This window comes from Pseudoxanthomonas indica, assembly GCF_900167565.1.
Classification (GTDB): Bacteria; Pseudomonadota; Gammaproteobacteria; order Xanthomonadales; family Xanthomonadaceae; genus Pseudoxanthomonas_A; species Pseudoxanthomonas_A indica.
This window is the reverse complement of the sequence record NZ_FUZV01000001.1, coordinates 2,257,569-2,271,435: the sequence shown is the minus strand read 5'-3', so window position 1 is coordinate 2,271,435 and position 13,867 is coordinate 2,257,569. Positions and strand designations below refer to the sequence as shown.

Sequence of the window (13,867 nt, the reverse complement as noted above, 5' to 3'; positions counted from 1 at the left end):
GCTCAGGCTCATGACCACGGGGGCAACGCAGGCAACACTCAACCGGGACGTGCGCATGGTGGACTCGCATCGGAGTACGTGGCGGCGTTGTACCGCACCGGCGCGTAGGAAAGCGTGACCGGGCGCCGGTTCAGACCTTCAGGTGCAGGCCGCGGGCATCCATGACCCGCACAATCAGCCACCACAGCGCCACGAAGGCCAGCGCGAAGGCCAGCGAGGGCAGGGTCGGCCCGAAGCGCGGCGTCATCCAGCCGGCAAAGCCGTGCTGGTAGATCGGCCCCCACCAGCCCAGGCCCGCGAACGCATAGACCATGATCGCCGAACCGGCGTAGGCGGCGATGGCGTTGACGCCAAAACTGCGCCCCAGCGCCGGCAAGCCGCGCTGATCGATCAGTCGATGCGCAAGCCAGAGCGCCAGCGTCGCCCAACCGGCCGTCCACAGCACGTAGGAAGACGTCCACAGATTCTTGTTGAACGGCATCAGCAACGACCATGCCGCGCCGGCCAGCAGCAACGCGATCGCCGCCAACGGCAGCCAGCGCGCCTGATCACGTCGCAGGGCATCGCCTGCCATCACGCCAAGCAGGGTGGTGGCGATGGCCGGCAGGGTACTGAGCAGGCCTTCCGGATCATGGCCACGGCCGCTGGCGGCATCGTGCGCATAGGCGAGCGCGCCGACCAAAGCCGTATCGATGCGACTGGCCAGGTTGCTCCAGGGCGCATAGCCGCCGTTGCAGGCCAGCAGTGCCCAGTAGCCCAGCAGGATCGCCAGCAACACCAACACGCGTGCACGCGGGCGCAGATACAAGGCCAGCCAGGCGGCGGCGATGAAGCACAGGCCAATCCGTTGCAGCACGCCCCAGGGTCGATAGTGCGGCGTGTCGAGCCACCACCATGCCAACAGGTGCAGCAACAATCCGATGCCGATGATCTTCGCGCCACGCCACAGCGCCGCGCGCATCAACGGAGCGGCAGCGGCGCCGGCTTCCCGGCGTGGCGAAATGCCCAGCGCAATCGACACGCCGACAATGAAAAGGAAGAACGGGAAGATCAGATCGGTCGGCGTGCAGCCATGCCACGGCGCATGCAGCAAGGGCGCGTAGACATGGCCCCAGTCACCCGGATTGTTGACCAGCAACATCGCCGCCACGGTCAGGCCGCGCAGCGCATCCACCGATGCGAATCGAACGGGGGCCGGGCTCGCCGTCACGCTGCGTGTTGACCGTCAATCCAGCTGCCCACCACGTTCAAGTCCGCATCCACCGCGACCAGATCGGCGCGGTAGCCCGGCGCGATCCGGCCATGGCTGGCCGACAGTCCCAGGAAGTCGGCCGGATACGTCGATGCCATGCGCGCGGCTTCTGCCAAGGGCAGCCCCAACATCTGCACCGCGTTGCGCACGGCCGTGGCCATGTCCAGCGCCGATCCGGCCAGCGAGCCGGCGGCGTTGCGGACCACGCCGTCCTGCACGGTGATGGTTTCGCCATACAGCACGTAGCTGGGATCGTCCGAGCCCACCGGCGGCATGGCGTCGGTCACCAGGAATACCTTGCCGACCGGCTTGGCCGCCAGCGCCACGCGCAAGCTGCCGGCGTGTACATGATGGCCATCGGCGATGATGCCGCACCAGCTGTTGCGGTCTTCCAGCGCCGCGCCCACCGCGCCGGGTTCGCGGCCCTGCAGCGGCGACATGGCGTTGTACAGATGGGTGAAACCGCTGATGCCGGCGTCCAGCCCGGCGCGGATTTCTTCGTAACTGCCGGCGGTATGGCCGGCGGCGACAATCACCCCGCGCGCGACCAGATCGCGGATGCTGTCAACGGGAATACGTTCCGGCGCCAGCGTCAGCAGGGTCACGCCGTTGTCGAGCGAAGCGGCCATGGCGATTTCCGCTGCGTCGGGCACGCGGAACTTGCCTGCGTCATGCGTGCCCTTGCGCGCCGGCGCCAGGTACGGGCCTTCCAGATGGATGCCGAGCACGCCGGGCACGCCGGCTTCGATGGCCGCGCGGGTAGCGGCAATGGCTTCGCGCATCACCTCGGCGTCATCACTGATGAGCGTGGGCAGGAAACCGGTGGTGCCGAACTGGCGATGCGCCTCACCGATGCGACGCAAGGTGTCCACGGTCGGCGCGTTGTTGAACAGCATACCGCCGCCGCCGTTGACCTGCGCATCGATGTAGCCCGGCAGCAGGGTGGCGCCCTGCAGATCATGGCGTGCAGTGGACGCCGGCACTTCGCTCAGCGGCAGCAGCGACTGGATGTCGCGGCCATCGAGGATCACCGCCAGGTCATCGCGGAACCCCTGCGTGGTCAGCACGCGCGCATTGATCAGGGCGATGCTCATACCGTCTCCGTCACCTTGTTCAGATGCGGCGGCACATCCGGGTTGAAGCCACGCCGCAGCGCCAAGGCATTGATGGCGCGGTAGTAACTCTGGATGGTCAACAGCGGTGAGCAGGCCGGATGCGGCGCCTTGGCCAACGCCAGCGATTGGCCCGGGCCGGCGGACGGATCGGCATGTTCGGCCGCCACCCACACCTGTGCGCCGCGCGCGCGGAATTCCTTGGCCAACGCCAACGTGCCGGCTTCGGTTTCATCCGGCTGGGCAAAGCACAGCACCGGAAAGCCCGGACCGACCAGCGCCATCGGCCCATGCTTCACTTCGGCCGAGCTGTAGGCTTCGGCATGCAGGCCGCAGGTTTCCTTGAACTTGAGCGCGGCTTCCTGTGCAGCCGCCAGGCCCAGGCCGCGTCCGAGCACGAACAGATTGTGCGCATCGACCAGCCCATCGGTGAGCGCCGACCAGTCGGCCTGCCAGGCGGCGCGCAGGCTGTCGGGCAACTTGCCCAGGGCCTCGCGCAGCGGCCCCTCGTCTTTCCAGTGCGCGCCCAGTTGCAGGATCGCGGCCAGCGAGGCCAGGTAGCTCTTGGTCGCCGCGACACTGCGCTCGGGGCCGGCATGCAGCGGAATGACGGTCTGCGCCAGTTCGGCCAGCGGCGAATCCTCGACGTTGACGAAGGCCACGACCCGCGCGCCGGCAGCGGCGGCGGCACGCGCGTTGTGCAGCAGGTCCGGACTCTTGCCGGACTGCGAGATGACGATGTACAGCGCATCCTTGAGCTGCTGGCGCGCTTCGTAGACCGAACCCACCGACGGCGACGCCGACGCGGTGACGAAGCCCAGCTGGGTCTCGAACAGGTACTTGGCGTAGGTGGCCGCATGATCCGAACTGCCGCGTGCACAGGTCACCACGAACGGCGGCGGGTTGGCGCGCAGATCCGCAGCCAGCCGGGCGATGGTGGCCTCGTTGCGCGCGTACTGCGCGGTCACCACATCGGCAGTCTGCTGCGCCTCCTGGAACATCAGCGTGGCGTTGGCGGCGGGAAGGCTTGCAGAGTCGTTCATGGCGATGAGTCGTTGCGTTCGGTGCGCAGGCGGACCGGCGCGGTGGAGCCACGCACCACCAGCTGCGGCACGAAGCCCTGGTTGTGCACGGGGGCGGGGGTGTCGTCGTAGGCGTCCTGGCGCAGCGTGGCGATCAGCAGGCGCGCGGCCTGCTTGGCGATGTCCTCGGTGGCCTGTTTGGCGGTGGTCAACGGTGGCCAGGACTGGCGCGAGAACGGGCTGTCCTCGAAGCCGGCAATGGACAACTCGTACGGCACGTTCATGCCGGCCGACTTGGCCGCGGCCAGCACGCCGGCGGCGATTTCGTCATTGGAGCCGAAGATGGCGGTGGGCGGTTCACGCAGCGCCAGCAGGCGGCGCGCACCACGGAAGCCGTCGTCGAAGGTGTAGTCGCCCGGCACCACCAGATGCTTGTCCAGGGTGATGCCGTAATCCTTCAGCGCCTTCTCGTAGCCGTTGTAGCGCTCGATGCTGGAGCGATGCGCCAGGCCACCCCAGAGAAAACCGATGCGCTGGTGGCCGAGCTGGATCAGGTGCTCGGTAATCTCGTAGGCGGCATCGTGATCATCCACGTAGACGCAGGGATGGCCGTCCTGCGGGTCTTCCATGGCCGCGATGATCCGCACCAGCTTGACCCCGCGTGCGGCCAGCGCATTGACCAGATCCATGCGCTCGGACATCGGCGCGGTCAGCACCAGCCCGGCCAGGCGCGAGCGTTGCACGAACTCGGCCAGTTCCTCGGCCAGCAGCGGCGAGGTGGAATCGCAGGGATGGATCTGCAGGCCGAAGCCGGTTTCCCTGCACGCCGCCAGCACGCCGTTCTGCACACCGATGATGTGGTACGGGTTGGGATTGTCGTAGACCAGGCCGATCACGAACGGCGTGCCGCTGCGCAGGTTGCGCGCGGACTGATCCGGTTCGTAGTCCAGCTCGGCGATCGCATGCAGGACGCGCGCACGCGTGCCCTGCATGACCGATGGCTCGTTGTTGATCACGCGCGAGACGGTCTTCAACGAGACCTTCGCGCGCTCGGCCACGTCCTTGATGGTGGGTCTGCGCATGCCTTCAGCCATGGAGGTTGTCCCCGCCAATCATGCCGCGATCACGCCGACTGCGTCTTGCCGGCGCGGTGGCCGCGCAAGGCGAAGTAGAGGATGTAGAGGTAGCAGGGCACCGCCAACGCGGTGAACACCAGCTGGAAATCGTGCGCCTGCTTGAGTACCGCGAACAGCTGCGGAATCACCGCGCCGCCGGCGATGCCCATGATCAGCAGGGCCGACCCGGTTTCGGTGAAGCGGCCCAGGCCCTTGATCGCCAGCGGGAAGATCGCCGGCCACATCATGGCGTTGGCAAACCCGAGCGCGGCCACGAACAGCACCGACACGTAGCCATGGGTGAGGAACGCGCCAATGGCGAAGGCGATGCCCAGCACTGCTGAAACACTCAGGTAGCGTTCCTGCGAAATGAAGCGCGGGATCGCGATCAGGCCGACCACATACCCCACCAACATCGCGCCAAGCGTGTAGGAGGTGAACATCTTGGTTTCATCCAGCGGCAGGCCAAAGCCCTTGCCGTAGGCGCCAATCGCATCACCGGCCAGCACTTCCACGCCCACGTAAACGAACAGGCAGATCACGCCCAGCATCAGGTGCGGGAACTGGAACGCGCTGCGCTTGCCGGCCGCCCCGCTGGCGTCGACGCTGGCATTGGCCTCGGCGGTTTTCACTTCCGGCAGCGGCGAGAACAGGATGCCGATGGCCAGCAACACCAGCAACGCGGCCATGCCCATATAGGGCAGGTAGATGCGCGCGGCAAATTCGTTGAGCAGCGCTTCCTTGGCCTCAGGCGTGGCCGCGGCGACCTGGCCGGCGAGATCGCCCATGCCATGCAATACATAAGTGGCCAGCACCAGCGGCGCCAGGATGCCGGCAATCTTGTTGCAGATGCCCATCACCGCGATGCGCTGCGCCGCGCCTTCGATCGGACCCAGGATGCTGATGTAGGGATTGGCTGCGGTCTGCAGGATGGCCAGGCCGGCGCCGATGGTGAAGATGCCGGCCAGCGCGCCGGGATACCAGCGGTGCGTGGTGTATTGGCCGAACACCACCGCGCCCACGGCCATGGCGAACAGGCCCAACGCCATGCCCTTCTTCATGCCGGTGCGCTTGAGGATCACCGACGACGGCAAGGCCAGGCAGAAATAGGAAATGTAGAACGCGCTCGGAATCAGGAAGGCGTAGGCCTCGCTGACATCGAACGCCAGTTCGGCAAAGCCGATCAGCGGGCCATTGAGCCAGGTGACAAAGCCGAAGATGAAAAACAGCAGGCCGATGATCGCAATCGACGTGAACTGGCGTGTGCCGGGTACGGCTTGGACGGCGGACATGTGTGGCGAACTCCCCTCTCGATGATTGGCGGCCCGAGCCGCTGCTGCTTGCCATGGACAGGCCATGGGCAACTCCCGGGACAAACGTTGTCACAGAATCGCCGATCACACCACCCGCCCTGGCGCGGCGAGCCACTCCCTTGGTGCGTTGCATCAGCCATTCCGATCTTGCAGTGCAGCAGCCGTGACCCACGTTGTCGGCCGCAATTTCACGAAATCTGAACCGTATTTGGTGCTTTTGGAACTGAATAGGGTTGTCTATGACGGATCCTTTGCAAAAGTGATCCGACTGATGCCAGCCCTGCCCCTATTTCATGACAGAGTGTTGACAACGTTGTCAAACCACTCCCACACTCCGGCGCCATCAGGGTGCACTTCGCCCTCGCGAACATGTGGGGAAACGTGTGGTCGCAATTGCCAATCCAGTGCCGGTGGACGTGCGCATGAATGCAGGCGAAGCCTTTCTGGCTGCCGATGTCGGCGGTACGCATGTCCGCGTGGGCCTGGTCCAGCCGGGCGCCGATGGGCATCCGGAAGTGCTGCAGTACCAGAAGTATGCCTGCGCCCAGCACGCCGGCCTGGCCGAGATCCTGGGCGATTTCCTGCGTTCGCTGCCGGGCGTGCCGGTACGGCGCGGCGTGATCGCCAGCGCCGGCTATCCGCTGGCCGATGGCAGCGTGATCACCGCCAACCTGCCGTGGCCGCTGGCGCCGCGGCGCATCGCCGAACAACTGGGCCTGGCCGAACTGCGCCTGGTCAATGATTTCGAAGCCGTCGCCCACGCCGCCGCCCATGTCGATGCCAGTGAAGTACTGCAACTGACCGGGCCCGAGCAGGCGCCGACCGGGCCGGTGCTGATCCTGGGTCCGGGTACCGGCCTGGGTGCGGCGGTCTGGATTCCTGCCCATCCGCGCCCGGTCGTGCTGCCGACCGAAGCCGGCCAGGCCGCGTTGGCGGCCGGCAATGAAGAGGAACTCGCGCTGCTTGGGCACATGCTCAAGCAGCGCTCGCACGTTTCCATCGAGCACGCGTTGTCAGGGCCGGGCCTGTTGAACCTCTACCAGGCCCATTGCGCGATCGCCGGCTACCCGCCGCGCTTCACCGCGCCCGGCGAAGTCACCGCCGCCGCGCTGGCCGACACCGATGTGCTGGCACTGCGCGCACTGCGCAGTTTCTGCGCATTGTTGGGCAGCGTGGTCGGCGACATGGCGCTGCTCTACGGCATCCAGGGTGGCGTGTATCTGGCCGGCGGCATCCTGCCGCAGCTCAAGCAATTTCTGCCGCACAGCGACTTCGTCCATCGGTTCCTCAACAAGGGACCGATGCGGCAGGCGCTGGAAGGCGTCCCCGTGAAGCTGGTCGAGCACGGGCAACTGGGCGTCATCGGCGCCGCCAGTTGGTATCTGGACCAGGTCGCGAGTGATTGAAGCAGTCCAAGAAAAGAGTAGGCGCCGGGACAGGCGCACGCGGTAACCAGGTCGGAGCGGTCGGCCGGCTTTTTGCAAAGGCAAGTGAGCAACACGGCCAGGAAGCTGGACCGACAACCAAAAATCATGATGGGAGAGACACCATGAATCACCGTAAATCGCTACTTTCCGTCGCCGTCGCGACGGGTCTTGCGTTCTCGCTGCAACTGCACGCGCAGGAAGCGGCACCGGCGCCCGCGCCGGAACAGGCCACCGAGCTGGATGCGGTGACCGTCACCGGCATCCGCCTGAGTCTGCAGAAATCGCTGGAAACCAAGCGCAACGCCGACGCCATCGTCGATGCCATCACCGCCGAAGACATCGGCAAGTTCCCCGACACCAACGTCGCCGAGTCGCTGTCGCACCTGCCGGGCGTGACCGTGGATCGCCTGTTTGGCCAGGGCGAGCGCGTCAGCATCCTGGGTACCGACCCGGCCTTGAACCGCACCCTGCTCAATGGCCAGACCGTGGCCTCGGCGGACTGGTTCATCCTTGATCAGCCGGGTCGCACCTTCAACTACACGCTGCTGGCTCCGCAGGTCATCGGTCGCGCCGAGGTCTACAAGACCCCGGAAGCGCGCATCGACGAAGGCTCCATCGGCGGCACCGTGATCCTGCATACGGTCCGGCCGCTGGACGTGGAAGCCAACACCGTCAGCGGTTCGGTCGGCTACCTGTACAACGATCGCGCCAGTGAAGGCGACCCGAACATCTCGGGCATGTTCAGCTGGCGCAACGACGCCAAGACCTTCGGCTTCACCCTCGGCGTGCAGCAGTCCACCGAGAACATCCAGCGCGAAGGCGTGGAAAGCTACGGCACCATGGCCGCTTCGGCGTTCCAGCCGGCGATCGACAACGGCACCTGCGTGGACGAATGCGCCGCCGCGATTGCCGCCAACCCGAATGCCCGCGGCCCCAACGCCATCGGCACCTCGTTCTTCCAGCAGGAGCGCAAGCGCCTGGGCTATTCGCTCGGCGTGCAGTGGAAGCCGGTGGACAAGCTGGAGCTGGAATTCAACGCCCTGGACGTGAGCGCCGACTACGACAACGTCAACCAGTCGATGTACACCTTCCCGGCCAACGAATGGAACTCACTGGGTCGCCTGGACAGCATCAACATCCAGAACGGCATCATCAAGCAGGCCCACTTCACCAACGCGCTGAGCGTGCTGGACGTGCAGAACCGCGAGTCGGAAGTGAACACCGATTCCTACCACCTCAAGGGTGCATGGCGTGACGAAGCCTGGTCGCTGTCGGCCGAAGTCGGCCGCACCAAGGCCGATGGCGGTACCGGTCGCCAGCTGTTCGGCGAGTTCCTCAACTGGGCCGACTACTCGTTCGACATCACCGGTGCGCGCGGTACGCCGGTGCAGATCAACTATGACGATCCGACCGTCACCCAGAACGGCGCCAACTGGGTCACCGACCCGGGTTGGGGCGGCAACCTGGTCACCAAGCCGACCACCGACGAAGAAAAGTACGGCCAGATCGATTTCGGCCTGAACTTCAACAGCGCCATCAGCCGCGTGCAGTTCGGCTACAAGCGTCGCGAGCACGAAACCAGCCAGTATCAGGACGGCTGGACGCTCAATGGCGTGGCCTGGGCGGCATCACAGTTCGGCGCCCATCGTGCTCCGGATAGCTACCTCGACGGCTTTGGCCAGGTCAGCGATGAAATGCGCAACCGCATCATCATCGACGGCTGGGCGCTGGCCGACGCCATCGCCGATCGTGGCCTGACCAGCGCACCGGTCTACCACTTCTACGAAGAAACCTGGAAGGTCACCGAAGACATCGATGCGTACTACGCGCAGGCGGATTTCTCGGCCGGCGGCTTCCGCGGCAACTTCGGCGCCCGTTACGTGCGCACGGATCAGACCAGCACCGGTTACAACCGCGACCCCAACGACGCCACCGGCGCCACCTACATCCCGGTCTCGTACAGCAAGAGCTACAACGATGTTCTTCCGAACATCAACGTGGCCTACGACCTGGGTGAAGACGTGGTCCTGCGTGCATCGGCGGCCAAGGTCATCGCGCGCGCCAACTACGCCAGCCTGACCCCGTTCCTGTCGCTGTCCGACACCGTGCATACCGGCTGGGGCGGCAACCCGAACCTGGATCCGTACGAGTCGACCAACATCGATGCTTCGGCCGAGTGGTACTACGCCGAGAATTCGATCCTGGCCGCCAACGTGTTCTACAAGGACATCAGCAACTACATCCTGGACACCACGTTCACCGAGCAGCACTTCAACATGACCACCGGCACCGTGGATACCTACTCGGTGTCGCGTCCGGGCAACGGCGGCACCGCCACGGTCAAGGGCGTCTCGCTGTCGTACCAGCAGCTGTTGGGTGACGGCTTCGGCCTGACCGCCAACTACACCTACTCCGATGCCGGTACGGATTCGGGTCGTGACCTGCCGTACAACTCCAAGAACCAGCTCAACATCAGCCCGTTCTACGAGAACGACAAGTGGAGCGCGCGCGTCACCTACGCCTGGCGTTCGTCCTACTTCACCGGGGTGGACCGCGGTGACCAGATGTACTCCGATGACTACACCTCGGTGGACGCCTCGGTGGGCTACCAGATCAGCGACCACTGGCGCGTGTCGTTCGACGCGATGAACCTGCTGGACGAGAAGTACTTCAACTACGCCAACACCACCGAACTGCCCCGCGGCATCTACCGCAGCGGCCGTCGTTACCAGGCGCAGGTGCAGTTCAAGTTCTGATTTCTGCTTTACCGCGTGTTTTTCCCTCTGCGGGCTCGGACTTGTCCGGGCCCGCTTTTTTTTGCGTACAGTTCTGCCCCTGCGGAAGCCTCTTTCCACTTCGAGCGAGATCCAATGACCCAGAAGAAGATGCCGCGCGCCATCGCGCCCGTGTTGATTGCCCTGGCCCTGACCGGGCTGACGGCCTGCAAGCCGCAGGAACCGCCCGCCGCCGCCAGCGAGGCCGGCACGTCGGCACAGCCGGTGACGGCCACCAGCCTGGGCCTGATCCCCGTGCCCGCTTCGCTGCAGGCGCAGGCCGGCGAGTTCCGCGTCGATGCCGGCACCGCCCTGTTGGCCGACGGCGCTGAAGCGCAACAGGTGGCCGCACAATTCGCGGCCTTCCTGGCCAGCAGCCATGGCGTGGCGCTCAAACCGGCCGCTGCTGCCGCCGGCAAGAATGATCGCGGCATCCATTTCGTGATCGACCCGGCCGCCAAGGGCGAATCGGTCGAGTCCTATACGCTGGACGTGGGCCCCAGCGGCGTGCGCGTCAGCGCGCGTGATGCGCGTGGCTTGTACTACGGCGCGGTGACACTGTGGCAGTTGCTGGTGCCCGCACAAGGCAATGCGATCTCGCTGCCCGCGCTGCACATCGAAGACAGCCCTCGGTTTGCCTGGCGCGGCCTGATGCTGGACTCGGCGCGCCACTTCTGGAGCGTGGAGCAGGTCAAGCAGACGCTCGATGCGATGGCGCTGCACAAGCTCAACACCTTCCACTGGCATCTGACCGATGACCAGGGCTGGCGCATCGAGATCAAGAAGTATCCCAAGCTCACCGAAGTCGGTGGTTGCCGCATTCCGGCCGGCGATGGCGGCAAGGATCCCGCCACCGGTGCGCCGGTGCCTTATTGCGGCTTCTACACGCAGGATCAGATTCGCGACGTGGTGAAGTACGCGGCCGAACGCCACATCACCATCGTTCCGGAGATCAACGTACCCGGCCATTCGCAGGCAGCGGTCGCGGCGTATCCGGAGCTGGGCGTGCTGGGTGACAAGCCGGCCGTGTCGAACGAATGGGGCGTCAACACCTATCTGATCAACACCGAAGACAGCACGCTCAAGTTCTACGAGGACGTGCTGGCCGAAGTGGTGGATCTGTTCCCGGGCGAGTACATCCACATCGGTGGCGACGAAGCGGTCAAGGACCAATGGGAAGGCTCGGCGCGCGTGCAGGCGCATATGCGCGAGCTGGGCGTGAAGACCGAGATGGGCATGCAGAGCATGATGGTCGAGCGGCTGGAGAAATTCCTGGAGTCGCGCCAGCGCCGTTTGATCGGCTGGGATGAAATCCTCGAAGGCCACCTGCCGCCCTCGGCCACGGTCATGTCCTGGCGCGGTATCGAAGGCGGCATCCAGGCGGCCGAGCAGGGCCACGATGTGGTGATGGCGCCCTCCAGCGATCTGTACCTGGACTACCTGCAGACCAGTTCGCCGAACGAACCGCCGGGCCGTCCGGCCACCATTCCGCTGAAGCAGGCCTATGCGTTCGATCCGGTGCCGGAGAAGCTGGCGGCCGACAAACACCAGCACATCCTGGGCGTGCAGGCCAATGTGTGGACCGAGCACATGCGTTTCTTCGACCGCGTGCAGCATGCGATCTATCCGCGCATCGCGGCCGTGGCCGAAACCGGCTGGTCGCCGAAGTCCAGCAAGAACTACGACGACTTCCTGGTCCGCCTGCCGAAGCAATTGCAACGTTACCAGGCGCTGGGCATCGCCTACGCGCAGACGCCGTTTGAAGTGACCTATGACGTGGCCGACGATGCCGCCGGCGGCGTGCGCATCACCCTGGCCAATGCCCTGGGCTACACCGACATCCGCTACACCACCGATGGCAGCGAACCGACCTTGCTGGCATCGCCGTATCGCGAGCCCTTGCAGCTGAACCTGCCGGTGCAGGTGCGCGCGGCGGTGTTTGCCGATGGCCATGCGCTGGTGGCGCCGAGCAGCCTGAGTGTCGACGCGGCGTCACGCCTGAGCCGTACCGACGAACAACTGGCGATGTGCACGCAGAGCCTGATGCTGCGCCTGGAAGATGACGGCCCGCTCAAGGGCGAGCGTGCGATCTTCAATGTCGACATCTTCAATCCGTGCTGGTCGTGGAAAGCGGCGCCGTTGCAGGGCATCTCCAAGCTGCAGGTACGTGCTGGCCAGATTCCGTACTACTTCCAGTTGGCGCATGACGAATCGCACCGCAAGTTCGTGCCTGCCAAGACCGCGCATGGCGAACTTGAAATCAGCGCCGGTTGCGAAGGCAAGACGCTGGCCAGCGTGCCGCTGCCGGCCAAGCCGGATGCCGATGGCTTTGTCAGCCTGAGCGCGGACCTGCCGGCGCAGAACGAAGCGGCGGATCTGTGCATCCGCTTTACCGGCGACACCCGCCCGACCATGTGGGTGTTGGATCGCGTCACGCTGGTGCCGGCGTCGACCACGCCCTGATTCGTCGCTTCCCACGGTTGCACCGGAAAGGCCGCCCTTGGGCGGCCTTTCTTTTGACCGATAGACGCAAATTTTTTTTGCCAAGGACACGAAAGATGCCGTTCCTCTCCCTGGCAATTACGCTTTGTCCGCTGCGCCCCCCTGCCTGTTAGCCATAACAAGCATGAATTTCAATGGTTTACATTGAGTCGGCGTGAGGTAGTGAGATCTGAAAATCTTTTCCAAATCGCTTGACAACGTTGTCAGCTCTCTCACACACTCGGTTCCAGCGCTATCGGGGGATAGCGCATCGCGAATCGAGACATGTGGGGAGACGTGTGGTCGCAATCGCCAATCCATCGCCCGTAGACCTGCAGCCGAATGCCGATGAGGCGTTCCTGGCCGCTGACGTTGGTGGCACCCATGTCCGCATTGCGCGTGTCACCGCCACCGGGCTGGCGCGGCAGCCGGTCGCGATCTTCGATTACCGCAAATACGCCTGCGCCGATTACCCCGGCCTGGGCGAGATCGTGCAGGACTTCCTGCGATCGCTGCCGGCGCCGGTATCGCGCGGCGTGATCGCCAGCGCCGGTTTTCCGCTCGACGACGGCACGGTCATCACCGCCAACCTGCCCTGGTCGCTGCATCCGGAGCGCATCCGCCAGCAGGCGGGCTTGCTTGAACTGCGTCTGGTCAACGATTTCCAGGCCGTGGCTTACGCCGCCGCGCAGGTCGATGCCAGCCAGGTGCTGCAGCTTACCGGCCCCGAGCAGGGTCCGGCCGGTCCGCAACTCGTGCTGGGCCCGGGCACCGGCCTGGGCGCGGCAGTGTGGATTCCGGCGCAGCCGCGTCCGATCGTGCTGCCGACCGAAGCCGGCCAGGCCGCGCTGGCCGGCGGCAATGAACTCGAGATCACGCTGATTCGCCATCTGCTGCGCGAGCGTGGGCATGTGTCGATCGAACATGCGCTGTCGGGTCCCGGCCTGCTCAATCTCTACCGGGCGCTGTGCGCTTTGCGCCAGGTCCAGCCCACGCTTGTCGCGCCCGGCGATATCACCGCTGCCGCGCTGGCCAACAGCGACGAGCACGCCTATGACGAGCATGCGCACGACGCCCTGCAGGTGTTCTGCGCGCTGCTCGGCAGCGTGGTCGGTGATCTGGCACTGCTCTACGGCATCCAGGGCGGCATCTACCTGGCCGGCGGCATCCTGCCGCAGATCCGCGACTTCCTACCCACCAGCGACTTCGTGCCGCGCTTCCTCAACAAGGGGCCGATGCGACAGGCGCTGGAACGTATTCCCGTGAAGCTGGTCGAGCACGGGCAACTCGGCGTGATTGGCGCCGCCAGCTGGTACCTCGATCAAACAGGCAGTCGGTAGCAAGGCGAGCGGTGGCCCGCCGGGGAATCAG

At 65.4% G+C, this 13,867-nt stretch carries 9 protein-coding genes; 4 read left to right on the top strand and 5 right to left on the bottom strand.

Annotated features, from left to right (window positions below):
• Positions 1–130: 130 nt before the first annotated feature.
• The 5 genes from B5X78_RS10395 to B5X78_RS10375 are packed head-to-tail and all read right to left on the bottom strand — an operon-like array spanning position 131 to position 5,793.
• Positions 131–1,210: an acyltransferase family protein gene (locus B5X78_RS10395; protein ID WP_217698659.1), complete on the bottom strand. Its 1,080-nt coding sequence runs from the start codon at positions 1,208–1,210 to the stop codon at positions 131–133.
• On the bottom strand, positions 1,207–2,346 hold the full coding sequence (gene nagA, locus B5X78_RS10390) for an N-acetylglucosamine-6-phosphate deacetylase (protein ID WP_079724311.1): 1,140 nt from the start codon (positions 2,344–2,346) through the stop codon (positions 1,207–1,209). Before nagA ends, B5X78_RS10395 begins: the two co-directional genes overlap by 4 nt.
• The gene (locus B5X78_RS10385) at positions 2,343–3,407 is read right to left on the bottom strand and encodes an SIS domain-containing protein (RefSeq protein ID WP_079724310.1); all 1,065 of its coding nucleotides are present in this window, start codon (positions 3,405–3,407) and stop codon (positions 2,343–2,345) included. The genes nagA and B5X78_RS10385 overlap by 4 nt, the downstream gene beginning before the upstream one ends.
• The gene (locus tag B5X78_RS10380) at positions 3,404–4,468 is read right to left on the bottom strand and encodes a LacI family DNA-binding transcriptional regulator (RefSeq protein WP_079724512.1); all 1,065 of its coding nucleotides are present in this window, start codon (positions 4,466–4,468) and stop codon (positions 3,404–3,406) included. Before B5X78_RS10380 ends, B5X78_RS10385 begins: the two co-directional genes overlap by 4 nt.
• 41 nt (positions 4,469–4,509) lie before the next feature.
• A complete protein-coding gene (locus B5X78_RS10375) occupies positions 4,510–5,793 on the bottom strand; it encodes a sugar MFS transporter (RefSeq protein WP_079724309.1) in 1,284 nt (427 codons plus the stop codon).
• 443 nt (positions 5,794–6,236) lie between these two features.
• Here B5X78_RS10375 and B5X78_RS10370 point away from each other — a divergent pair, with 443 nt between their 5' ends.
• From B5X78_RS10370 to B5X78_RS10355, 4 genes are all read left to right on the top strand, one after another.
• Entirely contained in the window at positions 6,237–7,220 is a 984-nt protein-coding gene (locus B5X78_RS10370; RefSeq protein WP_079724511.1) for a glucokinase, read from the top strand.
• A gap of 143 nt (positions 7,221–7,363) precedes the next feature.
• The gene (locus B5X78_RS10365) at positions 7,364–9,997 is read left to right on the top strand and encodes a TonB-dependent receptor (protein ID WP_079724308.1); all 2,634 of its coding nucleotides are present in this window, start codon (positions 7,364–7,366) and stop codon (positions 9,995–9,997) included.
• Positions 9,998–10,111: 114 nt separating this feature from the next.
• The gene (locus tag B5X78_RS10360) at positions 10,112–12,478 is read left to right on the top strand and encodes a beta-N-acetylhexosaminidase (protein WP_079724307.1); all 2,367 of its coding nucleotides are present in this window, start codon (positions 10,112–10,114) and stop codon (positions 12,476–12,478) included.
• 317 nt (positions 12,479–12,795) lie between these two features.
• Complete coding sequence (locus B5X78_RS10355; RefSeq protein ID WP_425478705.1) at positions 12,796–13,836, top strand: glucokinase family protein; 1,041 nt, start codon at positions 12,796–12,798, stop codon at positions 13,834–13,836.
• The last annotated feature ends 31 nt before the right edge of the window (positions 13,837–13,867 follow it).